General features: G+C 73.9%; 22 protein-coding genes. 13 read left to right on the top strand and 9 right to left on the bottom strand.

The features are described 5' to 3' along the window. Nucleotides 1–112 precede the first annotated feature (112 nt). The 5 genes from AC3EVP_RS01300 to AC3EVP_RS01280 all read left to right on the top strand — a co-directional run bounded on the left by AC3EVP_RS01300 (nucleotide 113) and on the right by AC3EVP_RS01280 (nucleotide 5,740). Entirely contained in the window at nucleotides 113–874 is a 762-nt protein-coding gene (locus tag AC3EVP_RS01300; RefSeq protein ID WP_335981812.1) for an SDR family oxidoreductase, read from the top strand. Between the two features lie 63 nt (nucleotides 875–937). Further along, the gene (locus AC3EVP_RS01295; RefSeq protein WP_435124938.1) at nucleotides 938–1,831 is read left to right on the top strand and encodes an SDR family oxidoreductase; all 894 of its coding nucleotides are present in this window, start codon (nucleotides 938–940) and stop codon (nucleotides 1,829–1,831) included. Between the two features lie 85 nt (nucleotides 1,832–1,916). Further along, nucleotides 1,917–2,837 (top strand): alpha/beta hydrolase, encoded by a 921-nt coding sequence (locus AC3EVP_RS01290; protein ID WP_435124936.1) that lies wholly within the window; start codon nucleotides 1,917–1,919, stop codon nucleotides 2,835–2,837. A 66-nt stretch (nucleotides 2,838–2,903) separates the two neighbouring features. Next, nucleotides 2,904–3,296 carry a hypothetical protein gene (locus AC3EVP_RS01285; protein WP_435124933.1) on the top strand — a complete coding sequence of 131 codons (393 nt, stop codon included), beginning with the start codon at nucleotides 2,904–2,906 and terminating at the stop codon, nucleotides 3,294–3,296. Then, nucleotides 3,296–5,740, top strand: a complete 2,445-nt coding sequence (locus tag AC3EVP_RS01280) for a DUF4132 domain-containing protein (protein WP_435124931.1) — start codon at nucleotides 3,296–3,298, stop codon at nucleotides 5,738–5,740. Before AC3EVP_RS01285 ends, AC3EVP_RS01280 begins: the two co-directional genes overlap by 1 nt. 55 nt (nucleotides 5,741–5,795) lie before the next feature. Here AC3EVP_RS01280 and AC3EVP_RS01275 read toward each other — a convergent pair whose 3' ends face one another. The 5 genes from AC3EVP_RS01275 to AC3EVP_RS01255 all read right to left on the bottom strand — a co-directional run bounded on the left by AC3EVP_RS01275 (nucleotide 5,796) and on the right by AC3EVP_RS01255 (nucleotide 9,966). Next, nucleotides 5,796–6,569: a succinate dehydrogenase iron-sulfur subunit gene (locus AC3EVP_RS01275; protein WP_335981804.1), complete on the bottom strand. Its 774-nt coding sequence runs from the start codon at nucleotides 6,567–6,569 to the stop codon at nucleotides 5,796–5,798. Continuing rightward, nucleotides 6,569–8,323 (bottom strand): succinate dehydrogenase flavoprotein subunit, encoded by a 1,755-nt coding sequence (gene sdhA, locus AC3EVP_RS01270; protein WP_335981803.1) that lies wholly within the window; start codon nucleotides 8,321–8,323, stop codon nucleotides 6,569–6,571. The genes AC3EVP_RS01275 and sdhA overlap by 1 nt, the downstream gene beginning before the upstream one ends. 23 nt (nucleotides 8,324–8,346) lie before the next feature. Beyond that, nucleotides 8,347–8,829, bottom strand: a complete 483-nt coding sequence (locus AC3EVP_RS01265) for a succinate dehydrogenase hydrophobic membrane anchor subunit (RefSeq protein WP_335981802.1) — start codon at nucleotides 8,827–8,829, stop codon at nucleotides 8,347–8,349. A gap of 6 nt (nucleotides 8,830–8,835) precedes the next feature. Beyond that, a complete protein-coding gene (gene sdhC / locus AC3EVP_RS01260; RefSeq protein WP_335981801.1) occupies nucleotides 8,836–9,216 on the bottom strand; it encodes a succinate dehydrogenase, cytochrome b556 subunit in 381 nt (126 codons plus the stop codon). Nucleotides 9,217–9,375: 159 nt separating this feature from the next. Further along, a complete protein-coding gene (locus AC3EVP_RS01255) occupies nucleotides 9,376–9,966 on the bottom strand; it encodes a 2-oxo-4-hydroxy-4-carboxy-5-ureidoimidazoline decarboxylase (RefSeq protein WP_435124926.1) in 591 nt (196 codons plus the stop codon). Between the two features lie 267 nt (nucleotides 9,967–10,233). Between AC3EVP_RS01255 and AC3EVP_RS01250 the strand changes: the two genes are divergently transcribed. After that, nucleotides 10,234–11,046: an RNA polymerase sigma factor gene (locus tag AC3EVP_RS01250; RefSeq protein WP_435124924.1), complete on the top strand. Its 813-nt coding sequence runs from the start codon at nucleotides 10,234–10,236 to the stop codon at nucleotides 11,044–11,046. Nucleotides 11,047–11,305: 259 nt separating this feature from the next. After that, a complete protein-coding gene (locus AC3EVP_RS01245; protein ID WP_435124922.1) occupies nucleotides 11,306–12,259 on the top strand; it encodes a hypothetical protein in 954 nt (317 codons plus the stop codon). 267 nt (nucleotides 12,260–12,526) lie between these two features. Here the strand turns inward: AC3EVP_RS01245 and AC3EVP_RS01240 are convergent, their stop codons facing one another. The 3 genes from AC3EVP_RS01240 to AC3EVP_RS01230 all read right to left on the bottom strand — a co-directional run bounded on the left by AC3EVP_RS01240 (nucleotide 12,527) and on the right by AC3EVP_RS01230 (nucleotide 15,739). Further along, nucleotides 12,527–13,216 carry a TetR/AcrR family transcriptional regulator gene (locus AC3EVP_RS01240; protein ID WP_335981793.1) on the bottom strand — a complete coding sequence of 230 codons (690 nt, stop codon included), beginning with the start codon at nucleotides 13,214–13,216 and terminating at the stop codon, nucleotides 12,527–12,529. Between the two features lie 109 nt (nucleotides 13,217–13,325). Further along, a complete protein-coding gene (locus AC3EVP_RS01235; protein ID WP_435124918.1) occupies nucleotides 13,326–14,702 on the bottom strand; it encodes a polysialyltransferase family glycosyltransferase in 1,377 nt (458 codons plus the stop codon). Beyond that, on the bottom strand, nucleotides 14,702–15,739 hold the full coding sequence (locus tag AC3EVP_RS01230; protein WP_335981789.1) for a glycosyltransferase family 2 protein: 1,038 nt from the start codon (nucleotides 15,737–15,739) through the stop codon (nucleotides 14,702–14,704). Before AC3EVP_RS01230 ends, AC3EVP_RS01235 begins: the two co-directional genes overlap by 1 nt. A gap of 185 nt (nucleotides 15,740–15,924) precedes the next feature. On the opposite strand from AC3EVP_RS01230, the gene AC3EVP_RS01225 reads away from it, so the two are divergent. From AC3EVP_RS01225 to AC3EVP_RS01205, 5 genes are all read left to right on the top strand, one after another. After that, nucleotides 15,925–17,229: a DUF6716 putative glycosyltransferase gene (locus AC3EVP_RS01225; RefSeq protein WP_435124915.1), complete on the top strand. Its 1,305-nt coding sequence runs from the start codon at nucleotides 15,925–15,927 to the stop codon at nucleotides 17,227–17,229. 163 nt (nucleotides 17,230–17,392) lie between these two features. Further along, nucleotides 17,393–18,700, top strand: coding sequence for a cytidylyltransferase domain-containing protein (locus AC3EVP_RS01220; protein WP_435124912.1), 1,308 nt, complete (start codon nucleotides 17,393–17,395; stop codon nucleotides 18,698–18,700). Between the two features lie 104 nt (nucleotides 18,701–18,804). Further along, nucleotides 18,805–19,737 carry an N-acetylneuraminate synthase family protein gene (locus tag AC3EVP_RS01215; RefSeq protein ID WP_435124909.1) on the top strand — a complete coding sequence of 311 codons (933 nt, stop codon included), beginning with the start codon at nucleotides 18,805–18,807 and terminating at the stop codon, nucleotides 19,735–19,737. Between the two features lie 129 nt (nucleotides 19,738–19,866). Beyond that, complete coding sequence (locus AC3EVP_RS01210) at nucleotides 19,867–20,925, top strand: hypothetical protein (protein ID WP_335981781.1); 1,059 nt, start codon at nucleotides 19,867–19,869, stop codon at nucleotides 20,923–20,925. Nucleotides 20,926–21,225: 300 nt separating this feature from the next. After that, complete coding sequence (locus AC3EVP_RS01205; protein ID WP_435124906.1) at nucleotides 21,226–22,740, top strand: glycosyltransferase; 1,515 nt, start codon at nucleotides 21,226–21,228, stop codon at nucleotides 22,738–22,740. Nucleotides 22,741–22,792: 52 nt separating this feature from the next. On the opposite strand, the gene AC3EVP_RS01200 is transcribed toward AC3EVP_RS01205, so the two are convergent. Next, nucleotides 22,793–23,695, bottom strand: coding sequence for a DUF3152 domain-containing protein (locus tag AC3EVP_RS01200; RefSeq protein ID WP_335981778.1), 903 nt, complete (start codon nucleotides 23,693–23,695; stop codon nucleotides 22,793–22,795). A gap of 277 nt (nucleotides 23,696–23,972) precedes the next feature. Between AC3EVP_RS01200 and AC3EVP_RS01195 the strand changes: the two genes are divergently transcribed. Then, nucleotides 23,973–24,752 carry a response regulator gene (locus AC3EVP_RS01195; protein WP_435124902.1) on the top strand — a complete coding sequence of 260 codons (780 nt, stop codon included), beginning with the start codon at nucleotides 23,973–23,975 and terminating at the stop codon, nucleotides 24,750–24,752. Nucleotides 24,753–24,756 lie beyond the last annotated feature (4 nt).

Below are 24,756 nucleotides of genomic sequence, written 5' to 3'. Positions count from 1 at the left end.
TGATGCATTAGACAAATATCAGCACGTGGCGGAGGGTTGATCCCGTCGTCGGGCGACCGCCCGCGAACCCCCGGTGCCAGGTGTCCCCGCGGATGCCGGACAAGGAGCAGCGATGGACCACGCGGTATCGCAGAACGGACCCGGCCGCCCCAGGGTGGCCGTGGTGACCGGCGGCTCGGGCGGCATCGGCGGCGCGGTCGCGCGCCGGCTGGCCGCGGACGGCATGGCCGTCGTCGTCCACTACGCGGGCAGCGCGGCGAAGGCCGAGGCGGTCGTCGAGTCGGTCATCGCCGCCGGCGGCACGGCGGCGGCCCTGCCCGGCGACGTCGCCGAGCCCGCGGAGGCGGCCGCGCTCTTCGACGCCGCGGAGGAACGGTTCGGCGGCGTCGACACGGTCGTCAACACCGCCGGGATCATGCTGCTGGCTCCGCTCGCCGAGATGGAGCTGGAAGCCTTCGACCGTATGCACCGGGTCAACGTCCGGGGGACCTTCGTGGTCTCCCGACTCGCCGCCCGCAGGCTGCGCCCCGGCGGCGCGCTGATCAACTTCTCCACCTCGGTGACCCGGCTCCAGCAACCCGGCTACGGCGGCTACGCGGCGACCAAGGGCGCGGTCGAGGCCATGACCCTGATCCTGGCACGCGAGCTGCGCGGCCGGGACGTGACCGTCAACGCGGTAGCCCCCGGGCCCACCGCGACGCCGCTCTTCGCCGAGGGCAAGAGCGAGGAGCTGATCGCCCGGATCGCCGCCGCCGCACCCCTGGAGCGGCTCGGCACCCCCGAGGACATCGCCGAGGCCGTCTCCTTCCTGGCCGGTCCCGCCGGCCGCTGGATCAACGGCCAAGTGCTGTTCAGCAACGGCGGCATCGCCTGACCCGCGACGCCGCCCCCGCCCACCGACTTTCCTCCCCTCCACCCCCTCCGGCAGGAGACCACCATGTCCACTGTGCTCATCACGGGCGCCGCCACCGGTATCGGCAACCTCACCGCCAGGGCCCTGGCCCGGGCCGGCCACCGCGTCCACGCCTCGATGCGCGGCCCCGGGACCCGCAACGCCGCCCCCGCCGCGGAACTGCGCCGGCTCGCCGAGGCCGAACGGCTCGACCTGAAGGTGGTCGAACTCGACGTCACCTCGCAGGAGTCCGCCGACCGCGCGGTGGCGGCCGTGCTGGCGGACGGGGGAGCGCTCGACGTCGTCATCCACAACGCCGGGCACCTGGTCACCGGCTACGTCGAGGCGTTCACCGCGGAGGAGATCGCCCGCCTGGTCGACGTCAACACCCTCGGTGTCCAGCGGCTCAACCGTGCCGCGCTGCCGCACCTGCGCGGACAGGGCAGCGGCACCCTTCTCTACGTGGGCAGCACCATCCCGGTGACCACACCGCCGTTCCTCGGTCCGTACGTGGTCTCGAAGGCGGCGATGGACGCGCTGGCCCTGGTGACCTCCTACGAGGTGGCCCCGCTCGGCATCGAGACGGTGATCGTCATGCCGGGCGCCTTCACCCAGGGCACCGACCACTTCCCCAAGGCCGGACGGCCCGCGGACACCACTGGTGTCGCCGCCGGCTACCAGGCACTGGACCCGCTGGTCGCCCGCAACGAGCAGGCCACGGAGCGCCTCTTCACCCCGGGCACGCCGGCCGACCCCTCGGCCGTCGCCGAGGAGATCGCCAGGATTCTGTCCCTGCCCTTCGGCGAGCGCCCCTTCCGCAGCGTGGTGGACCTGACCAACTCGCAAGTCGAACAGGCCAACTCCGCCGTGCTGGAGGCGCGCACGGACTTCGTGCGGCGCATGGGATTCGAGGAGGTCCTGCACGTCGCCCGGGTGTAGGCGGCCCCGCGCCCGTGTTCCGTACCTGCTCCCGTTACCTGGTCCGTCACCGATCACCTCGCCTTCCCTGACGAATGGACACGACATGACCCGCAGTCAACTGGACGCCGTCAGTGACCTGTTGCTGAACTCGCCGCTGGACCTGGGCGGCGACGTGGCCACGATGCGCCGCGTCTTCGAGGAGGTGCTCGGCGCCGCGCCGCTGCCCGGCGACGTCCGCACCCGGAAAACCGACCTGGGCGGGGTGCCCGCCGTCGAGGTGCGGGCGGGCGGCACCGCGGCGGCGGCCGGCACCCTGCTGTACTTCCACGGCGGCGCCTACGCGATCGGCTCCGCCGCCGCGGGCGTCGGCCTGGCCTCCGAGATCGCCCGGCGCACCGCGGCCACCGCCCTGTCCGTCGACTACCGGCTCGCCCCCGAACACCCCTTCCCGGCCGCCGTGGACGACGCGCTGGCCGCCTACCGGACGCTGCTCGACCGGGGCACCCCGGCCGACTCGATCGCGGTGACCGGCGAGTCGGCCGGCGGCGGCCTCGCCCTCGCCCTGCTGCTGGCGATCCGGGACGCGGGGCTGCCGCAGCCCTCGTCCGCGAGTGTCCTGTCGCCGTGGACCGACCTCACCCAGTCCGGCGGCACCATGGCCACCCGGGCCGACGCCGATCCGGCGCTCACCCGCCGGGCCCTGGAGACCCGGGCCGCCGACTACCTCGCCGGAGCAGACCCGCGCACCCCGCTGGCCAGCCCGCTCCACGCCGATCTGCGCGGACTGCCCCCGCTGCTGATCCAGGCCGGCGGCCGGGAGATCCTGCTCGACGACGCCCTGCGGCTCGCCGCGCGGGCCGCCCACGCCGACGTCCCGGTCACCCTGCGGATCTTCCCCGGAGCGCCGCACGTGTTCCAGGGCTTCGCCCCGCTCGTCGACGAGGCGGCCGAGGCCCTCGACCAGATCGCCGCCTTCGTCACCGGCCACCTCCGGCCGTCGACGTGCTCGGCGCAGGGGGCGTAGGACCCCGTCCGCCGGAGCCCCGTACGAGCCGGCTGACTGTCAGTGGGGTCACCTAGGGTGACGGCTATGGCAAGGGTCACATACGTCGACGAGACGACATCTGGTGGACGGGGCGGCTCCTGGGGTCTGGAGATCGCCGAAGAGCGGCTGACCGTGGGCGAGTTGGTCCGCAGACGGGTCTTCCAGGAGGTCGCGGAGAACTACCCGGCCGACGGCGTGCCGTTCCGCGGCCTCGTCCAGCCGGCCGGCACCGCGGCGGCGCCGGACGCCCACCGGTCGGGCGCCCCGCGCCGGATCGACTCCGAGCAGAAGTACGCGCTGGCCCGGGAGGCGTTCGGGCGCAACGGCTTCCTCGTGCTCGTCGGGGACCGCCAGGTCCAGGAGTGGGATGAGGAGGTCGACCTGCCCCCGGGCACCGAAGTGGTCTTCCTCAAGCTCGTGCCGCTGGTGGGTGGCTGATGAACGACTTCGAGGAACTCCTGACCGTCTGCCGGCAGCACCTGGCCGCGCGGGACATCGAGGCGCTGGCGGACCCGCTGGCGTGCGTGGCCGGGAAGGTCGGCGGATACCACCGGGGCGGTGGACTCTTCGCACAGGTCGAGGAGCTGCCCGAGGCGGACCGGCGCCGGCTGCTCGACCTGCTGACCGCCCGGCACCTGGCCGGCGAGGACAACCAACCGTTCCTCGACGGGCTGTTCAAGCTGGTGGTCCGGCTGGCCCGCGGTCTCGGCGACGACGCGCTGACCGCGACCCGCGCCGCGCACTTCGACCGCTACGCCGCCCTGCACAGCGTCGCGATCTTCGACGGGCTCGCCGACCTGGTCGAGGACGAGCGCGCCGCCGGCCGCCCCGTACCCGCCGGCGTGGTCGCCGTCGTCCGCCGCACCGCCCTGACCGCCTACACCCCCGGGCGGATGGCCGGGCTGGCGGCGGTCCTCACCGAGCCCGCCCTGGACGTCGGCGAGGCGTGGTCGGACACCGCGCTCGCCGACGCCGCCGAACTCGGCCCGCCCTGGAGCGCGTTGCTGCGCCACGCGGCCACCGCCACCGCCGCCCGGCCCACCGCCGGGTGGAACGCGCAGGGCAGCGCGCTGCTGGACCGGCTCGGCGCGGACACCGCCCGGACCCGCATCACCGGCTGGCTCGCGCTCGTCGGCCGCCCCCGCACCCTGCCGTACCGGGGGCGCGGATACGCCCAGGTCGCGCAGGACGACCTCTACGACCCCTACAACGCGAACGCGCTGCGCGGCCTGGCCTGGCTGCTGGCGCTGCTGCCGCCGCACCCGGACACCGCCCGCGCGCTCGGCCGGCTGGTCGAGACGTCGCTGCGCAAGGTGCCCGGCACCGGCCCGCGCAACCCCAAGGTCGCCAACGCCGCCGTGCTGGCGCTGTCCCGGATCGAGGACGAGGCCGCCCTCGCCGAACTCGCCCGGCTCGCCGCCCGCGTCACCTTCAAGGGCACCCTCAAGCAGCTCGACACCGCCCTCGGGGCGCGGGCCGCCGCGCTCGGCATGAGCCGCGAGGAGGTCGAGGAACTCGCCGTGCCCGCCTACGGGTTGACCGAGGTCGGCCGGCTGCCGCACGAACACGGCGAGTTGGCGGTGACCGGCGGCAAGGCGGTGCTGACCTGGCGCACCCCCGCGGGCAAGGCGGTCAAGAGCCCGCCCGCCGCACTCAAGCGCGAACAGCCTGAGCTGATCACGGAGTTGAAGGCCGCCGCGAAGGACATCGACAAGATGCTCCGCGCCCAGACCGAACGGCTGGACCGGCAGTTCCTGGCCCGCCGCACCTGGCCCTACGCCGCGTGGCGCGCCCGCTACCTCGACCACCCGCTGCTCGGCACCCTCGCCCGACGCCTGCTGTGGACGGTCGACGGCCGCGCCTGCGGCTGGGCGCGGGGCGCGCTGCGGACCCTCACGGACGAGGAGCTGGGGACGGTCGCGGAGGACGCCGCCGTCGAGCTGTGGCACCCGGTGGGCCGGGAGCCCGCCGAGGTCGCCGGCTGGCGGGACTGGCTGGAGCGGCACGCGGTCACCCAGCCGTTCAAGCAGGCCCACCGCGAGGTGTATCCGCTCACCGACGCCGAGCGGGCCACGGGGACGTACTCCAACCGGTTCGCCGGGCATGTGCTGCGGCAGTACCCGTTCCACGCGCTGGCCGCGGTCCGCGGCTGGCGCGACCCGCTGCGGCTGGCGGTCGACGACGACTTCCCGCCCGCGACCCGCGAACTGCCGCGGTGGGGGCTGCGGGCCGAGTACTGGGTCGAGGGCGTGGAGGAGGACGTCTCGGAGTCCGGGGCCTTCGTGTGGCTGACCACCGATCAGGTGCGCTTCTACCGCGCCGGTGCGGCGGAGAACGTCGCGCACGCCCACGTCGGCCGGTACGGACCGGTGCGGGGGCAGGAGCCCGCCGAGCCGGTGCCGCTGGCGGAGGTCCCCCCGCTGGTGCTCAGCGAGGTGCTGCGCGACGTGGACCTCTTCGTCGGGGTGGCCAGCGTCGGCAACGACCCGGAGTGGCAGGACGGCGGCCCCGAGGGCCGCTTCCGGACCTACTGGCAGAGCTACGGCTTCGGCGAGCTGTCGCAGACCGCCCTCGCCCGCCGCGACCTGCTCGCCCGGCTGGTGCCCCGCCTGGCGATCGCCGAGCGGTGCAGCGTGGAGGGCCGCTTCCTGCATGTACGCGGCGACCGGCACACGTACAAGATCCACCTCGGCTCCGGGAACATCCTGCGGACGCCCGACGGCCGCTACCTGTGCATCGTGCCCAAGGCCGCGCCCGGCACCCCGGCGGTCGGCTACCTGCCCTTCGAGGGCGACCGCACCCTCGCGATCGTCCTCAGCAAGGCGATGATGCTCGCCCGGGACACGGAGATCACCGACCCGGCGGTCCTGAGCCAGCTGTGAAAGCGGTCGGCCCCGCTGCCACGGGGGAAGCGGGGCCGAACGCGCGTCAAGAGGATCAGAAGCGGCGGGTGATCAGGGCGCGCTTGACTTCCTGGATCGCCTTGGTGACCTCGATGCCGCGCGGGCAGGCGTCCGTGCAGTTGAAGGTGGTGCGGCAGCGCCAGACCCCGTCCTTGTCGTTGAGGATCTCCAGGCGCTGCTCACCGCCCTCGTCGCGGGAGTCGAAGATGAACCGGTGCGCGTTGACGATCGCGGCCGGCCCGAAGTACTGCCCGTCGTTCCAGAACACCGGGCAGGACGACGTGCACGCCGCGCACAGGATGCACTTGGTGGTGTCGTCGAACCGCGCCCGGTCCTCGGCGGACTGCAACCGCTCGCGGGTCGGCTCGTTGCCGGTGGTGACCAGGAAGGGCATCACGTCGCGGTACGCCTGGAAGAACGGCTCCATGTCGACCACGAGGTCCTTCAGGACCGTCATGCCCTTGATCGCCTCAATGGTGATCGGCTTCTCCGGGCTGATGTCCTTGATCAGCGTCTTGCACGCCAGCCGGTTCTTGCCGTTGATCCGCATCGCGTCGGACCCGCACACGCCGTGCGCGCAGGACCGGCGGAAGGTCAGCGAGCCGTCGATCTCCCACTTGACCTTGTGCAGCGCGTCCAGCACGCGCTCCTTGGGGTCGACCTGGATCTGGTAGTCGACCCACTCGGACTCCGCGGAGACCTCGGGGTTGAAGCGGCGCACCCGCAGGGTGATCGGGATCAGGTGCGATCCGGTGACCTCGGCCGCGTCCAGGGCCGCCGAGTGCTTGTCGATCGTCGGGGTGCTCATCAGTACTTACGCTCCATCGGCTGGTAGCGGGTCTGCACGACCGGCTTGTAGTCGAGGCGGATCGACTCGGTGCCGTTCGCGTCCACCTCGCGGTACGCCATCGTGTGCCGCATGAAGTTGACGTCGTCGCGGTTGGGGAAGTCCTCGCGGTAGTGGCCGCCGCGGGACTCCTTGCGGGCCAGCGCGGAGACCGCCATCACCTCGGCCAGGTCGAGCAGGTTGCCCAGCTCGACGGCCTCCAGCAGGTCGGTGTTGAACCGCTTGCCCTTGTCCTGGATCGAGACGTTGAGGTAGCGCTCGCGCAGCTCGGCGATCTTCTCCACCGCCGTCTTGATGGTCTGCTCGGTGCGGAAGACCATCACGTTGGCGTCCATGCACTCCTGGAGCTCCAGGCGCAGTGTGGCCACCCGCTCGTTGCCGGTGGACGCGCGCAGCCGCTCGACCTGCGCCTCGACCTGCTCGGCCGGGTTCTCCGGCAGCGGCACCAGGTCGTTGGCGTGGGCGTACTCCGCGGCGGCGATGCCGGAGCGGCGGCCGAAGACGTTGATGTCCAGCAGCGAGTTGGTGCCCAGCCGGTTCGCGCCGTGCACGGAGACGCAGGCGACCTCGCCGGCCGCGTACAGGCCCGGTACCACCGTGGTGTTGTCGGAGAGCACCTCGCCGTGCACGTTGGTGGGGATGCCGCCCATCGCGTAGTGCGCGGTGGGCTGGATCGGGATCGGGTCGGTGTACGGCTCGATGCCCAGGTAGGTGCGGGCGAACTCGGTGATGTCCGGCAGCTTCGCGTCCAGCTGCTCCGGCGGCAGGTGGGTCAGGTCGAGGTAGACGTGGTCGCCCTCGGGGCCGCAGCCGCGGCCCTCGCGGATCTCGGTGTAGATCGCGCGGGAGACGACGTCGCGTGAGGCGAGGTCCTTCATGACGGGCGCGTACTTCTCCATGAAGCGCTCGCCGTCCTTGTTGCGGAGGATGCCGCCCTCGCCGCGGGCGCCCTCGGTGAGCAGGATGCCCATCCGCCAGATGCCCGTCGGGTGGAACTGGAAGAACTCCATGTCCTCCAGCGGCAGTCCGCGCCGGTAGACGGCGGCCTGGCCGTCACCGGTGAGGGTGTGCGCGTTGGACGTCACCTTGAAGAACTTGCCGGTGCCGCCGGACGCGTAGATCACGGCCTTCGCCTGGAAGACGTGGATCTCGCCGGTGGCCAGCTCGTAGGCGACCACGCCGGCGGACCGCTTGACGCCGTCGACCTCGGTGAGCAGCTGGTCCAGGACGTAGAACTCGTTGAAGAACTCCACGCCCTCCTTGACGCAGTTCTGGTACAGCGTCTGGAGGATCATGTGGCCGGTGCGGTCCGCGGCGTAGCAGGCGCGGCGCACCGCGGCCTCGCCGTGGTTGCGGGTGTGGCCGCCGAAGCGGCGCTGGTCGATCCGGCCCTCGGGCGTCCGGTTGAACGGCAGGCCCATCTTCTCCAGGTCGAGGACCGCGTCGACGGCCTCCTTCGCCAGGATCTCGGCGGCGTCCTGGTCGACCAGGTAGTCACCGCCCTTGATCGTGTCGAAGGTGTGCCACTCCCAGTTGTCCTCCTCGACGTTGGCCAGGGCGGCGGCCATGCCGCCCTGGGCCGCGCCGGTGTGGGACCGGGTCGGGTAGAGCTTGGTCAGGACGGCGGTGCGGCTGCGCTTGGTCGCCTCGATGGCGGCGCGCATACCGGCGCCGCCCGCGCCGACGATGACGGTGTCGTACGTGTGGAATTGCATGGGGGTCGCTTCCCTGCCCTGGCCTAGCGGATGTTCGGGTCGAAGGTGAAGATCACCAGCGACCCGAGCACGATGGTGAACGCCACGGCCGTGAACAGAATCGTCTTCAGCCAGACGCGGGTGTTCGGCTGCTCGGCGTAGTCGTTGATGACCGTGCGCAGGCCGTTGCCGCCGTGCAGCATCGCCAGCCACAGCATGGCCAGGTCCCAGAACTGCCAGAACGGCGAGGCCCAGCGGCCGGCGACGAACGCGAAGCCGACCTTGGTGACACCGCCGTCCAGCACCAGCTGGATGAGCAGGTGGCCGATGACCAGCACCACGAGCACCACGCCGGACAGCCGCATGAACAGCCAGCCGTACAGCTCGAAGTTGGTGCGGCCGCGGCGCGGGGTGCGCTTGGTCCGGGCCCGCGGCGGCTCGATCAGCGGCGCCGGGTTCTCGGGGCTGTAGGAGACGCTGGAGCCGGTCAGCTCGACGGCGTCCTTGGGGGAGACTTCAGTGGCCATGGGACGTCAGCTCCCGAAGAGGACTCGGGCGGCGTGGCCGAGTACCGGGTAGATCGCGCCGATCATCAGGACGACCCACAGGCCCATCACCGTCCAGAACATCTGCTTCTGGTAGCGGGGGCCCTGGGTCCAGTAGTCGACGGCGATGATCCGCAGACCGTTCAGCGCGTGGAAGAGGATCGCGGCCACCAGGCCGTACTCCAGCAGGCTGACGATGGGGGTCTTGTAGGTCGCCACGACCTTGTCGTAGTCCTCGGGGGAGACGCGCACGAGCGCGGTGTCGAGGACATGGACGAACAGGAAGAAGAAGATGAGGACACCGGTGACTCGATGAGCCACCCACGACCACATGCCTTCCCGGCCGCGGTAGAGCGTTCCTGCCGGCACGGAAAAAACCCTCCGGAAGCGGGACGAGGGCTGCCGGCTTCTTGTCGGTCACGCCCGGCCGGGTACGGTCCACCGGCCCCGGCCATCGTAGCGACGCGATCTGTGCAGGATGCTGCGGGGTCGTGCTTGTGTGATCGATCCCGCACGGTCGGGTGAACGCTACGGCCGGTGAGCGTGCGCGAGGGCACGGCGGCGGGGCCCGTCGCCGCGGGTGGCGAGGCGGGCGAGCCGGGCGCGGGCGATACGGCGCAACTGCTCGGCGGTGACGGCCGACTCGTGGTCCTCGTCGTGGTCGAGGCGGGTGCGCAGGCCGGCCATGGCCTGGTCCAGGGCGACGGCCGGGTCGGCGGTGTCCAGCGCGATGACGAAGACATGGCCGAACTTCGCCTCGTAGGCGGCGTGGGCGGCGCGCAGCGCGGTGTGCACCGCGAGGTTGCCGCGGTCCGGCAGCGGGGTGGTGTCCTCCTGCTGGAGTGCCTCGGCGAGGTCGGCGGGCGCGAGGTCGTACGCGGCCTCGTCCGCGGCGGCGAGCAGTGACTCCAGCGTCGGGTAGGGGCGGTGGGCGGTCATCCGGCGGGCCCAGCGGTGGGAACCGCAGCAGGTGAGGAGGGTTGCTTCGGCGTCGGCCGCGGGCGCGCGGTTGAGCAGGCGCAGTCCCTCGGGCGGCGTGTCGCTGGACAGCGGGGCTCCTGGGTCGCGGGGCGGGCGCGCCGGAAGCGGGCGCGCGGCTGGGCGCAGTACGGGGGGCACGGCAACTGTAGACGCCGCCCCGGCCCGATCGGTTGGGCGGATCGGTGAATTCACCCGTACGGGCTGTGGACACCGGGCGGAACCGGGCGTGTCGCGGGCGGTCCGGCGCGGTGTCGAGGGTGGAGGCGCGGGCGGAGGTGCGCGGTGGGGACGGCCGGAGCGGCGTGAAGACGGCCGGGGTCCGCCTCCCCCCACAGGAGCGTCCCCGGCCGCCGAGTTGTAAGGCGTATGACCGTAAGAAAGTGTCACCGGCCGGAATGCGGCAGGATGGTGCCCGTTCGCGGGGGACCAAGGGGGTCGAGGGGGCGGGACCGGACAGTGGATCTGGAGACCGCGGTGAACGCGGCGCAAGGCGGTGACGAGACCGCGTTCAGGGTGCTGTACCGCGCGGTACAGCCGCAGTTGCTGCGGTACGTGCGCAGCCTGGTCGGGCCGGGCGACGCGGAGGACGTCGCCTCGGAGGCGTGGTTGCAGATCGCCCGGGACCTGCCGAGCTTCCGCGGCGGCGGGACCGGTATCAAGGGCTGGGCGGCGCGGATCGCCCGGAACCGGGCGCTGGACCACATCCGGGCGCGCAGCCGCCGCCCGGTGGCCGGGGCCGGTGTGGACGAGCTCGTCGCGCTGCCCGGACGGGCCGACACCGCCGGGGAGGCGCTGGAGTCGGTGGCCACCGACCGGGCGCTGGCGGCGATAGCGGCGCTGCCGCGCGAGCAGGCCGAGGCGGTGCTGCTGCGCGTGGTGATGGGGCTGGACTCCACCAGCGCCGCGCAGGTGCTGGGCCGGCGCGCCGGATCGGTGCGGATGGCCACGCACCGGGGGCTGCGGCGGCTGGCCGAGCAGCTGTCGGCCGAGCCGTCGGCGGCGGAGCGGGAACCGGGGGAATCGGGGGAGTCGAAACCCGCGGAGCGGGCAGCCGGGGAACGGATGGCCGGGGAACGGGCGTCCGAGGAACGGGTGCCCGGTGCTTCCGGTGGGCGGGAGGATGAGGGCGCGCCGGGCGGGGCGGCGCAGGGGGGATCGGCGGTGCGGGAGGGCACGGCGTACACCGCGCCGCAGGAGCGGTTGGACGTGCGCGGATGAGGCCCGCGGGCGCAGGAGAGGAGCGGTGCCGAGTGGAGTCGACGACCGGGACCGGCGGCGGAGGCGGGGGCGGCGTGGCGGCCGCGTCCGCGGGCGCCGGGCGGCGGGCGGCGCGGTCCGGTCATGCGTTCGGTGCCGGTGCCGGTGCCGGTGCCGGTGTCGGCTGCGGTGCCGCTGCCCGCGCCTGTGCCGGCTCCGCTTACGGTTTCGGCCCCGGTTCTGGTTCTGGTTCTGGTTCTGGTTCCGGCGAGGGTGCGGCATGAGCGACGACGGACGGACGGCGGGGTTTCCGCACCCGCGGCGGGCCGAGCAGCTGCCCCGCGAGGGGCAGGGCGACGGTGCCGGGGCGCCCTGCGCCGGCGGGCGGTGGCTGACCGGGGAGGCGGCGGAGGAGCTGTTGTCCGGGCGTCAGCTGCCGCTGGCCGACCGCCGGGACGCGGGCGAGGCGCGCCGGCTGGCGATGCTGCTGCGGGCGGCCGCCGCCGAGCACGCGGCGCTCCAGCCGCTCGACCCGGTACGCGAGGAGGAGGCGCTCGCGGCCTTCCGGGCCGCGCGGGTCGCGGCACGGGTCGCGCCGCCGGTCGCAGTCGGGCGGGCCGCGGACGAGTGCTCCGGCGAGGCGGCTGCTGACGACGCGGCCGCCAGGGACACGGCTGCGGACGACGTCGCCGCGGGCGACGCGCTGCCCGAACCCGTCGTGGTCGGCGGCCACACCGCCCTCCCGCCGTGGTCCGCGCGCCTGGTGCGGGCGCGGCGCGCGCGGCGGGTACGGCAGGGGCGGTCCACCCGGATCGCGCTCGCCGCGGCCGCGTCCGTGGTCGCGCTGGGCGGTGTCGCGCTCGGCGTGGCGGCCACCGCGGCCGGCAGCGGCGGGCGCCAGCCGGTGCACCCGGCGGGCAGCAGCGTGCCCGTACCGGCCGCCTCGGACGGGGGCGGGGCCACGGCCGACCCCGGCGGCTCGGGTGTGTCCGGGCGGAACGCGCTGCAACCCGAGGAGTCGCCCGACCCGACGGCTCCGACCCCTTCGACCCCTTCGACAGCTCCGCCGGCATCGCCGTCCTCCCACGCCGGCACCCTGCCCACCGACGGGCTGTCCTTCCTGCCGCCGGGGGACACCGACGACGACGAGCACGGGGATGACGAAGGGACGGTGAACCGCCTGGACCGCGGGCGCCGCCTGGGCTGGGACAAGGGCCGCAGCACCGGGCACTGAGCCGGTCGCGCCCGGCGCCGGCCAGGGTGGCGAACGGGGTGGGTGACACTTCCGGGCCCTGTGTCGCCCTTATGTAATGGGTCGACTGGTCATCGACCCGGTGGACGCCGGCTCTCCCCGTGCCGGTGGCCACGACACAGAGCGCGGCCGGGTGCGTTTTCCCCCTGCCCGGCCGCGCTCGCTCTCCCGCGGCGGGGGCCGCGAGCCGCGGGGCGGAAACGGAACAGGGCGGGCCGGAGCAGCGGGTGGCGTACGCGCGGGACGCGGTCAGCGGGTCGCGTACGTCAGGACGCGGTCACCGAGCAGCGACTCGACGCAGTCGAGCAGCGCGAGCGCGTCCTCGGCGACGGTGCCGGGCGGGCGCCCGGCGCGCGAGCGCTCCCCGATCTCCCGGAAGAGCTGCTCCTGCGCCCAGCCGAGCTGGGAGGCCACCAGGCGGGGCATGGGGTCGCCTCCGGCCGCGCCGGTCTCCTCGGCGAGCGTCTCGGCGAGCGCGTCGACCATCTCGCGGTTGGTGGCGTCCAGGCGGGCGGAGAGCGTCGGCTCGGCGCGGACCATCTCAAGGAAGCGGCCGAACCCCTGGGTGAGGCCGACCATGCGGTCCCCGGCCCGCAGCTCCCCGCGCAGCGCGGCGAGCACCGCCCCGGCCGCGGACTGGCCGGGCGCGCGGTCCCGGACCATCTGCACCATCCGCTGGGCGGACGCCTCCTCGGGGTAGAAGACCAGGTCCTCTTTGGAGGGGAAGTAGGTGTAGACGGTGTTCACCGACACCTCGGCGGTGCGGGCCACCTCGGCGATGGTCACCCGGGCGAAGCCGTGTTCGAGGAACAGCCCGGTGGCCACCTCGGCGATGTGCCGCCGGGTCTGCCGCCTCTTCTCGTCGCGCAGCCCGGCCGCGAGGATCGCCTCGGCGCGCGTCGGCTGTTCGCGCAGACTCCCACGGGTGATATCGCTCACTGTTCCATCGTAGGGCAGGGCGTATGAGCTCCCGTGTCCGTTAATCGGGGCACCGCCCGTCCCCGGCGGCCGCACCGGGCCCGCCCGTACCCCTGGCCCCGCGCCGCGCTCAGCCGAGCGTCGCCTTCTTCAGCGCGCGGGCGCCGCGCGCCACCTGCCGGACCGCCCGCACCCGCGGCACCAGCGACCGCTTGGGCGGCAGCGCGCCGGGCAGCCCGAGCGAGGTCAGCCGGCGGCGTTTGAAGTACGGCTGCACCCCGGGCCCGAGGTGGGCCGCCAGCCATGCCTCGGCCTCCGCCCGCAGATGCGGGTACGCCTCGGCCTGCATGCAGTACCCGACGGTGTGCAGCAGCGGGGTGAGGTCGGCGGCCACCTGCTCCGGCGAGGGCGGGGTCCAGGCCCGTACGGCGGCCGCGTCGGAGATGTCGGGCAGCAGCGCGTGCACGATGGTCACCGGCACCCGGTTGCTGTTCTGGTAGGGGGCGAGCCGGTCGAGCAGCAGCTTGGTGCCGCTGCGGGCGACGGGGATGCCGTAGAGCGCGGACGCGGTGAGCAGCGCGGTGGAGAAGCAGCCGGCCACCAGGGCCGGGCGGGCGCGCTGGTAGACCACCTCGGCCAGCACCGGGGTGTCCAGCACGGTCAGTTCGGCGCCGAGCGTGCGCGCCTCCTGCCGCAGCGGCTCCAGCCAGTGCGAGGGGGCGGTCGGGTGCGGCTTGAAGACCAGCTTGCGGTGGCCGAGGGCGACCGCGCCGCGCACCAGCGACAGGTGCAGCCGCTCCTCCTCCTCGACGCTGAGGATGCCCAGCGCCGACAGGTACTGGCCCAGCAGCAGCGCCGCGTCGCGCGGCAGCGCGTCGACCGGGTCCGCCGGGTCCGCCGCGCCGAAGCCGCGGGTGGCGTCGGCCACTTCGGCGAGCACCTTCGTGAACTCCGCGCTGGGCACCACCCGCGAGGGCACCTGGAACTCGCTGAGCAGCAGCGGCTCCAGACCGGGTACCAGGTCCAGGTGGAGCAGCGCGTCGATCCGGGTGTCCACCAGCAGCCCGAGCTTGTTGCGGGTCGGGCCGTAGGACATCAGGCCGTCGGCGTAGACGGTGATCGGCGCGCCGGTGAAGACCTGCGCGAAGGAGAGCGCGGGCGCGACCTGGAGGGACTCCACCACCAGGTCCAGGTCGTCCTCGCCCAGCTGCCACAGCTGCCGGAAGTACCGCTCCCACATGGGGACTTCGTCGGTGCGCGGGGACCAGCCGCCCGGGTGCAGCGGGCGGATCGCCTCGTTCCAGGACACCACCTTGTCGAAGCGGCCGCGCAGCGGCTCGAAGCCGGGCGCCCGGTCCGGGGCGTCGTGGGTCTCGGGCACGCCCGCGTTGTTGCTGACCACCAGCACCCTGCGGTCGGCGGGCGGCAGCGCACCGGCGTCGACGGCCGCGGCGAGCGTGGCCATCCCGTACAGGGTCGAGGCGAGGAGGAGCTGGGTACGGGCCATCACGCCATCACCGATCCGCTGGTCGCGTTGTCGCGCGCGTCGGCCTCGCCGTCGGCGCCGGGGCCGCCGCTGTCGCCTCTGGCCGCCATCCGCCCGCGCAGCCGGCGGACCCGGGCGCTGCGTTCGTCGTCCATCGAGTCGAGCGCGTCCGCGAGCAACTGCGCGGGCAGCCGGCCCAGCGCGGCGGCGGACAGCGTCTTCAACTGCCGGGCGAGCGCGGGCTCGAACCGGTCGATGTTGTCCAGGTGGTGGGCGATGATCGCGCAGTAGTTGCGGATGGCCTTGGGCAGGAACCGCTCCTCGTCCCGGTCGCCGGCGAGTTCGGCTATGACCTGGTCGAAGGAGCGTACGAAGTCGAGTTGGCGCTCGTCGCCGATCTGGGTCAGCGAGGTGGTCACCCCGCGCCGGTAGTGCACGCCGAGCAGGCCGACCACCGCGCAGGACTTCGCCTCGCGGTGCAGCCGCCAGATCCACGGCCGGTCCTCGGCGGTGCGCAGGTGCTCGGGCATGTGCACCAGGCCCTGTTCGACGATCCGCCGGTGGTAGGCGCCGGCCCAGGAGTAGGGGTAGTCCACCAGCGTGGGCCGGTTGGCCGGCAGGATCGCGGAGCGCGGGTCGATCCGGGCGTTGCGCCGGCCGTGCGGGGCGCGGATCACATTGCGGCTGGTGCCGGTGCACTGCACGTGGTCGGTGCGCAGGAAGTCGACGTCCAGGTCGTCCATGGCGCGCACCAGTTGCGGCAGGTAGCCGGGGGCGAGCCAGTCGTCGCCGTCCATGAACGTCAGGTACTCGCCGCGCGCCGCGTCGATGCCCGCGTTGCGCAGCGCGGCGACCCCGGTGTGGTCCCGGCGGATGATCCGGGCACCGGGCAGCGAACCGACGCCCTCCTCCAGGAGTTGCGGGGTCCGGTCGGTCGACCCGTCGTCCATCAGCAGGAACTCGAAGTCGTCGCGGGCGTTGGCCCGCAGGCTTCTCAGCGCGTCGGGGACGAATGGCTGCACATTGAAAAACGGCACGATGACGGAGAGCTTGACCACCCGATTACTTTAGGACGCGCTCCGGCCCGGTACTTTGCCGAATTCGTACTTCCAGGTAAACGGAGAATGTCGACCGGGTGTGCCCTTTGCGACGGCCCGCAGCTCGCGAAGTATCGGCATTCTGTTTACCTTCCGTTGGCCTTCGATTAGTCCATTCCACCCACCTGCTTCCTACTGTCTGCGATGTGCCAGAACGTACGTCAGGGCCCCTGCGGGTCACGGTGATCGCCGATTCGGACACCCGTTGGAAGTGGGGTGCGCTGACCGCGCGCCGGATCGCGCCGGACGCGCGGATCGACGCCCGCTTCCTCCGCGGCCGTGCCACCCCCACGCAGCGCCAACTCGCCGAACTCGGCATCACCGCCGACTCGATGACCGAGCAGACCACCGCCGAGATCCTCGCCGAGGTCGGCGCGGACACCTGCGACGTGCTCGTCATCTCCTGCGTGGGCGGCACCATCCAGTGCTTCCTGCACGGCCTGGACCGGGCCTGGCGCGGCCACGCCAACCGGCCGGTGGTGGTCACCGGTTACGTCGGCGTGGTCTACGAGAAGCTCGCCGACGGGCTGCTGCTGCGGGCCGGCGCCGACGTGGTGCTCGCCAACAGCACCGACGACGCGCTGCGGTTCCGCGCGGTGTACGAAGGGGTCGGCTTCCCGACCGGCGCGATCGTGGAGACGGCGCTGCCGTTCCTGGACGGCGCGCCCTACCGCCGCGACCCGAGCACCCCGTTCACCGTCACCTTCGCGGTGCAGCCGTCGGCGCCCGCCGAGCGCCCGGACCGGCTGTACCTGCTGCGCCGGGCCGTCGAGCATGCCCGGCGGCACCCCGACCGCGAGGTGCTGGTGAAGCTGCGCAGCATGCCCGGCGAGCAGACCACGCACGTCGAGGAGCACCCCTACCAGCACCTGATGCAGTCGCTGGAGCCGCCGGCGAACGTCTCGCTGGTCTACGGGGCGATGGGCGAGGTGCTCGACCGCACCGACCTGCTCGTCACGGTCAGCTCCACCGCCGCGCTGGAGTCGCTCTACCGCGGCATACCCACGGCCATCCTCACCGACCTCGGTATCCGCGAGCCGCTGGGCAACCACCACTTCCTCGGCTCGGGCTGCCTGGCCTCCTGGGACCAGCTCGACGACGGCGAACTGCCCAAGGCCGACCCGGACTGGACCGCCGCCCACGGGGTGGCGCTCGGCGACCCGTACGCCGACCTGCGGGCCCGCGTACGGGCCCTGCTCGCCGCCGGCCGGCTGCCGCGGCTGACCCCCTACTACACGCTGCGCACCGCGCCCGGCTACCTGCCCGGCATCCTCGCCCGCCAGGGCCTGGACCCCGAGGGCCTGCCCGCGGTCCGCGCGGCCACCGCCGCCGGCGGCAGCAACCGGGTGCGCAAGGCCGCCCGCCGGATGATCCGCAAGTCCGCCCGCACCGCCTACCGCCAGGGCGTGCAGCGCGTCGCCCCGGCCATCCGCCGCTGGGGCCAGCTGTGAGCCGGCCGCGCACCGCGGGCCCGGGGCTCGGCGGGACGCCGCCGCCCGGCCCGCGCACCTGCCTCCGTACGAGTCCGCGCACCCCGGTGCGCCCCGCACGCGCCGAAGCGGCGCGTCCCGCCGCGACCGCGGCCCGCACGACCCCCACGACAGGAGCCGCACGATGACCCAGACGATCACGTCCGCGGGGGAGCCGTCCCGCGCGTCGGCCGGCGAGGCGCGGGTCCTCGCCGTGATCCCCGCCCGCGGCGGCTCCAAGGGCGTGCCCGGCAAGAACGTGGCGACGGTCGGGGGGGTGCCGCTGGTGGCCCGCGCGGTGCGCGCCTGCGGCGCCGCCCGCCGGATCACCGCGACCGTGGTCTCCACCGACGACCCGGCGATCGCCGAGGTGGCCCGCTCGGCGGGCGCCGAGGTGGTGCTGCGCCCGGCGGCGATCGCCGGGGACACCGCGACCAGCGAGGCCGCGGTGCTGCACGCGATGGACGCCTACGAGGCGATGAGCGGCGCGGCCGCCGAGGTGGTGCTGCTCGTCCAGTGCACCAGCCCCTTCGTCACCGGCGAGGAACTGGACGGGGTGGTCGAGGCGATCACCGAGGGCGGCGCCGACACCGCGCACACCGTCGCGCCTTTCCACGGCTTCGTCTGGCGGGCCGACCGCCCGGACGCCGCCGAGGCTGCCGGCGGCTCGCACGGCTCGCACGGCTCGCACGGCGCCGAAGGCGCGGGCGGCGCGGACTTCCGCGGCAACGGCGTGGGCGTCAACCACGACAAGTCCACCCGCCCGCGCCGCCAGGACCGCCCGCAGGACCTGCTGGAGACCGGCGCCGCCTACGGCTTCCGCGCCGACGGCTTCCGCGCCGCCCGGCACCGCTTCTTCGGCCGCACCAGCCTGGTGTGGACCGACCCGGCCCGGGTGCTGGAGATCGACGAGCCCGCCGACCTGGAGCGGGCCCGCGCCCTCGCCCCGCTGCTCGACGCCGGAGTCACCACGCCCCGCCGCGACGACGTCGACGCGGTCGTCCTCGACTTCGACGGCACCCAGACCGACGACCGGGTGCTGATCGACGCCGACGGCCACGAGACGGTCAGCGTGCACCGCGGCGACGGCCTCGGCATCGCCGCGCTGCGCCGCGCGGGCGTCCCCGTGCTGATCCTGTCCACCGAGACCAACCCGGTGGTGGCCGCCCGCGCCCGCAAGCTCCAGGTGCCGGTGCTGCACGGCATCGACCGCAAGGACCTGGCGCTCAAGCAGTGGTGCGAGGAGCAGGGCATCGCCCCCGAGCGGGTGCTGTACGCGGGCAACGACGTCAACGACCTGCCGTGCTTCGGCCTCGTCGGCTGGCCGGTCGCCGTGGCCGGCGCCCACGACGTGGTGCGCGCCGCCGCCCGCGCGGTGACCACCCGGGACGGCGGCGACGGCGCGATCCGCGAGATCGCCGCCTGGCTGCTCGGCCCCACGCTCGCCCGCTGAGCCCGGCCGCCCCGAACTCCCCTCGCCTTTCCGGTTCCTGCGTCCCCCGGGCTTCCGGCCCGCGCCAACCCCCAGTCCCAACCCCCGTAGTGAAGGAACACGCCGTGACCACCACGCTCCCCGCCAACCTCCGCGCCGTCGGCTCCCGCCACATCGGCAACGGCCAGCCCGTGTACATCACCGGCGAGATCGGCATCAACCACAACGGCGACCTGGAGAACGCGTTCGCCCTGATCGACGCGGCCGTGGCCGCCGGCTGCGACGCGGTCAAGTTCCAGAAGCGCACCCCGGAGATCTGCACCCCGCGCGACCAGTGGGAGATCGAGCGCGACACCCCCTGGGGCCGGATGACGTACATCGACTACCGGCACCGCGTCGAGTTCGACGAGGACGGCTACCGCGCCATCGACGAGTACTGCCGCAAGCGGGGCATCGACTGGTTCGCCTCCCCGTGGGACGTGCCCTCGGTGGAGTTCCTGGAGAAGTTCAACGTGCCGGTGCACAAGGTCGCCTCGGCCTGCCTCACCGACGACGAGCTGCTGCGGGCGCTGCGCGCCACCGGCCGCACCGTGGTGCTGTCCACCGGCATGTCGACGCCGAAGCAGATCCGCCACGCGGTCGAGGTGCTCGGCAGCGACAACATCGTGCTCTGCCACGCCACGTCGACCTACCCGGCGAAGCACGAAGAGCTCAACCTGCGCATGATCAACACCCTCCAGTCCGAGTTCCCGAACGTCCCCGTCGGCTACTCCGGCCACGAGGTCGGCCTCCAGACCACGCTCGCCGCGGTCGCGCTCGGCGCGGTCTTCGTGGAGCGCCACATCACCCTCGACCGCGCCATGTGGGGCTCGGACCAGGCCGCGTCCGTCGAGACCCAGGGCCTGGAGCGCCTGGTGCGCGACATCCGCATCATCGAGACCTCGCTCGGCGACGGCGTGAAGAAGGTCTACGAGGGCGAGATCGGCCCGATGAAGAAGCTGCGCCGGGTGGCCGGCGTGGTGGCCGAGGCGCAGCAGACGGCCGACGCGACGGTCTGACCGCTCCGCCCGGGCACCAACCCCATTGCCCGCGCCCGCGCGTGCGGCTCCCTCCGCGGAAGGAGCCGCACGTGGGCGCGGGCCGAGCTGACGGCGGACGCGTGCGGCCGCCCACCGAAAGGAAGCCGAATGGCCGACCGGCCCGCCCCACCGGGTGCCGTCGCGCTCGTCGAGTCGCCCGTGCAGCTGCTCAACGTGCTGGAGTGGGCCCACGTCCGGCCGCCGGCCGCACCGGGTGAGCAGGTCGCGCCGCTGACCGTGGTGGTGCTCTCGCCCGCAGACCCCACCAGCCGCGGCCAGTTGCGGCGGATGGCCGAACTCGCCCGGGACGAGGGCGCGTCGGTGCGGTGGTACGAGGCGCGCGGCGGCCGCGGCGGGCTGCTGCGGACCGCGTTCGCGCTGGCACCGACCCTGATACGGGTGAAGCGGCTGGTGATCGGCGACCCTTTCTCCCGGCTGGTGCAGGTGCTGCTGCCGCTGTGCCGGGCCAAGGACATCACCGTCGTCGACGACGGCACCGCGACCATGGAGTTCACCGAGATCCTGGCGCGGCGCGGGAAGCTGGTGCGCTGGCACCGCAGCGGGAAGCGGCGCTCCCCGGCGGACGTGGCGTTCGGCGTCTTCGCCCGCAGCGCGCGCCGACGGCTCACCCCCCGGCGGCGCTCCCGGATCGAGCTGTTCAGCGCGATGCCGGCGACGCCGCCGCCCGGAATGGCGCTGCGCGCCAACCGGTTCGCCTGGACCCGGGGGCGGTTCGGGCCGCCGCGGACCCTCGCGGGCACCGACCTGATCGGCACCTCGCTGGTCGAGACCGGTGTCGTGGACCCCGACCGCTACCTCGCCGTCGTCCGCGGGCTCGCCGAACGCCACGGTGCCCGGAGGTACTTCGCGCACCGCCGGGAGGCCCCGGCGAAGCTCCACCGGCTCGCCGCGGAGACCGGGCTGGAGATCGTACGGCCGGACCTGCCGCTCGAACTCGTCGCCCGCCGCGGGCCGATCGGGCGCGCGGTGCTCTCCTTCCCCTCCACCGTCGTGCACACGTTGCCGCTGGCGCTGGCCGGCACCGGGGTGACGATCACCGTCTGCGACATCGACCAGGAGTGGCTCACCACCGCGGCTTCCCCCCGCGCCCACACCTTCCTCACCGACATCACCGACAAGGCCCGCACCCTCCACAACCTCACGTAGGCGGGGTGCCCCTGACCCCCCGGGGTGGTGTGTCCTGTCGGCTGAGGGACCACCCGCCGGTGGTGGGCTGTTCGCGCAGTTCCCCGCGCCCCTGTGTTGCTCGGCTCTTCCGCGAAAGAAGCTCGCGCCCGCAGGGGCGCGGGGAACTGCGCGACAAGCCACGACGGGCCGCAAGGTCCCGGCACCCGGCGGACGGGGCAGCCCGGAGGGAGACCCCCACCGGCAGGTGGTCCCGGAGCCGACAGCTCCAGGCAACCCGGGGGGTCGCGTTCGTTCACTTCCGTAGGGTCGGATACGGGAATGGCGGAGCCCTCAGCCCGGCCGACGCTGCGCGCGGCGATCGTGACGGATGGCGTACTGGACGGCGACTCCCGAGTCCTGCGCGTGGCCGCGGCGGCGAACTCCGCCGGGTACGCCGTCACCCTGGTCGGCGCTGGCCCGGCGGAGACCACCCGGCAGACCCAACCGGAGGTCACCGTCAGGGAAGTGGCCGCCGGCGCCGCGCTCGGCGCCCACCGCGAGCGCCGTCCGCGCCCGGGCCTGCGCTGGCCGCTGGCCTACCGCGCCGCGGAGTCCTATGAGCGCCGTACCGCCCTGCTGGCCGCGCACCGCCTGCTGGGCGCCACCCGGGCCGCCGAACTCGACGTGGTGCACCGCCCGTTGCCGCTCCAGGCGTTCGCCCGGGCCGGGCACGGCCTGACGTCGGCGCGGCTGGCGGTACGCGCCGGCTGGACCGGCCTGCGGGGAGCCCAGTACCGCGCCGCGGTGGAGCGCCGCCGCAGCCCCGACACCCGCCTCGACGACCTCGCCGCGGAACTCGCCCGCCTGCTCCTGGGCCGCCGCGCCTGGCGGCGGCTGGACCCGTCCCTGCTGGACGAGGAGGTCGCGTACGGGCCGGTGCTCGACGCGGTCCGCCCGCACCTGATCCACGCGCTGGGGCACCGCGCGCTGGCCCTGGCGATCCGGGCGGCGCTGCGCGCGGAGGGCGCGGGCCACCGGATCGAGGTGGTGTGGGACGCGCCGCCGCGCATCCCCGCCGCCACCCGCCGGGCGGCCGTCGCCGACGACGCGCTGCTGCGCTCGTACGCCCGCGAGGCCGACGGCGTGGTCACCGTCGGGGACCGCCTCGCCGGTGAACTGCTGGTCCGGCACAACCTGTCCACGCTGCCCACGGTGGTCCGCAACACCCCGCCGATGACCGCGCCGCCCGCCGGCCGCGACGACGGGGTGCGGGCCCGCTGCCGGCTCGGACCGGACGTCCCGCTGCTGGTGCACACCGGCCCGGTCACCCCCGACCGCGGCCCGTCCACCGTGGTGGAGGCGCTGCCGAAGCTCTACGACCTGCACGCAGCCTTCGTCGTGCCCGACCCCGACCACCCGTACCTGGCCGAACTCCGCGACCGCGCCGCCCAGATCGGCGTGCACGCCCGGCTGCACGTGGTGCCGTACGTGCCGGTGCCCGAGGTGCCCGCGTTCCTGTCCTCGGCCGACATCGGGGTGCTGCCGGTGCACCAACTGCCGTACCACCAGACGGTGCTGGCCACCCGTTACTACGAATACGCCCACGCCAGGCTGCCGGTGGTGGTCTCCGACGTGCGGGCGATGTCCGCGGCCACCCTCGAGGCCGGCAACGGCGAGGTGTTCCGGGCCGGCGACACCGCCGACTTCGTCCGCGCGGTCGGCGCGGTGCTGACCAACCCGCGCCGCTACCGCAAGGCGTACGACAAGGTGGAGGTGCTGCGCCAGTGGTCCTGGCAGACCGAGTCGGCACCGCTGCTCGACCTGTACGCCCGGCTGCTCGGCCCCCTGCGCTGAGCGCCGGCGGGACTTTCCGCCAACTGCCTTGCACGCAAAGGAGATCGGTCCGTCAGGCGACCGACGGGCCCTGGATGTAGCGGCCCTTGCTGTCGTACGGCCAGGCGTTGGCCTTGCAGCCGTGCAGCCCGTCGATCTGCTGCATCATCACCGGCGCGAGCTTGCCCGCGCCCGGGCAGCCCTCGTGGCCGTGGCCGATGCGGTGGCCGACCTCGTGGTTGATGATCAGCGCCCGGTAGTCCTCGATCGGCCCGGGGAACTGCGGTGAACCCAGCAGCCAGCGCTTGAGGTTGACCACCACTGTCGCGCCGACGTCGCAGTTGACCTCGCCGTGGGTGTGCAGGCCGGCGGCGCCGCAGATGGCGTCCACCGTGTCCGGGGTGGCGATCTTGATCACGAAGTCGGCGGGGCCGGACGAGACGAGTTGGAAGCCGTCCCGGCCGTCCTTGGTCCAGCCGCGCGAGTCGGCCAGGATGTCCTGGATCTCCTTCGCCGCGGCCTGCGACGCGACCCCGGTGCCGCCCTCGACCTGCACCTCGTAGCGGCGGATGTCACCGTGGCCGACCGCCTTCGCCGACGCGTCGGCCGTGGTGAAGCTGCCCGAGCCGTGCGCCGGGACGCTCTGGGTGGTGGGGGCCTGCGACGTGGTCTTCGGGGCCGTGGTCTGAGGAGCCGAGGTCCTCGGTGCGGAGGTCTTCGGCGAGCCGGCCGCGGGCGCCGTGGCCCCGGCCGAGGGGGCACCGCTCCCGGCCGTACGGTCCGCACCGCCGTCCGCTGCCGCCGACGTGCCGGCGTGGGCCTGGCCGCCCGAGCGCACCGTGGCGAGCGTCACCCCGAGCAGCGCCAGGAAGACCAGTCCGAAGAGCAGATACGGGCCGCGACGGGCCGGTGCCCGCCTGCCCGCGCCCCTGCCCGCGGGTGCGGTCGCCCTCCGCCTGCGTGCCCTGGTGCCCATTCCATGTCCTCTCCGGTCTACGGCATGACGGCGCACCGGTGCCACGGCGGCGGGGGAGGGGGACCGGGCGGCCGCGTACGGTGCGTAACGGCTCCAGGCTCGTGCCCGGAGATGATGACCTCTGGCCCGCGCGGTCACGAAGCCGTAACAGTCGGCCTGATGTGCCTGCTGGGGGGCGGTGGGAGGGCCCGCGGCCCGTGTGACCGTTCTGCAACAGTTGCCCCGGGAGCGGTCCCGGCGTGCCGCTCGCCCGCAGGGCGACCACATACTGATGCGCGTGCCCCGCGTCCTGCTGATCGAAGACGACCCCGCCGTCCGGCGGGGCCTGGAAGTAGCGCTGCGGCACCGCGGGCACACCGTCGAGTCCGCGCCCACCGGGGAGGAGGGGCTCGACCTCCTGCGGCCCTACCGGCCGGACGTCGTGGTGCTCGACCTGATGCTGCCGGGCATCCGCGGGCTCGACGTCTGCCGGCGGATACGTGACCACCACCAGGTCCCGATCATCATCGTGACCGCCCGCGGCGACGACGTGGACGTGGTGGTCGGCCTGGAGGCGGGCGCCGACGACTACGTGGTCAAGCCGGTGCGGGCCGGCGTGCTGGAGGCGCGGATACGCGCGGTGCTGCGCCGCGCCGACCCCGACGCGGCCGGCCGCACCCGGCCGGCGCCGAGCACCTACGGCGACCTCGTGGTGGACCGCACCGCCATGGCGGTCACCTACCGCGGCCGGCCGGTGCCGCTCGCCCCCTCCGAACTGCGGCTGCTGCTGGCGCTGTCGGCGTCCCCGGGACGGGTGCTCAGCCGCCAGCAGCTGCTGGAACAGGTGTGGGAGCACAGCTACCACGGCGACGTGCGGCTGGTGGACGCGTGTGTGAAGCGGCTGCGCGGAAAGCTCGGCGGCAGCGGCAGCGGCAGCGGCGGACGCTCGGGGCCGGCCGCGCGTGCGGCATCCGGCCCGGCTGCCGGCGCCGCCTCCGACGACTCCCGCGCGTCCGGCGGGAGCCAGGACTGCATCGAGACGGTGCGCGGCTTCGGCTACCGCTTCCGCGCGGTGTGAGGTC

This window comes from Actinacidiphila sp. bgisy144 (assembly GCF_057708105.1).
Note: the sequence above shows the minus strand (reverse complement) of the source record. Positions and strands in the feature narration are given on the sequence as shown.